Below are 575 nucleotides of genomic sequence, written 5' to 3' on the forward strand. Positions count from 1 at the left end.
CTGCTGAAGGAGTACGGGGTCAACGTGGAGACGCGCCTGGCGGGCAGCTACCGGGTGTGGGAGTACTGCGTGCAGTATCAGGAGAGCAGCCTGGACTTTATCAGCCGCCTGATGGAGCTGGAGGGGATTTACTACTTCTTCCGCCACGAGGCGGACAAACACACGCTGGTGCTGTGCGACGCGCCGGACCAGCATCAGGCGTTTCCGGGCTATGAGACCATCGCCTATCACGTCACGCCGTCGGGCGGCGTGGTGACGGAAGAGGGCATCAGCCAGTGGTCGCTGGCGGAGAGCGTGACGCCGGGCATCTACAGCACCGACGACTACGACTTCCGCAAGCCGAACGCGTGGATGCTGCAGGCGCGGCAGAACCCGGCGTCGCCGGTGCCGGGCTCGGTGGACGTTTACGACTGGCCGGGTCACTTTGTCGACCACAGTCACGGCGAGTCCTACGCGCGCATCCGTCAGGAGGTGTGGCAGGCCGAGCACCACAGCGTCAGCGGGTCGGGCACGGCGACCGGCATCGCGCCGGGCTTCACCTTCTCCATCATCAACGCGCCGCACTTCAGCGACAA

Annotated in this window: 1 protein-coding gene; it reads left to right on the forward strand. The window is 65.6% G+C overall.

Annotated elements, in window-relative coordinates:
- The coding region (locus AC2LB6_RS24615) for a type VI secretion system Vgr family protein (protein WP_490095474.1) at window positions 1–575 on the forward strand (575 nt) is incomplete at both ends.

Source organism: Pantoea sp. RCC30.1 (assembly GCF_058148845.1).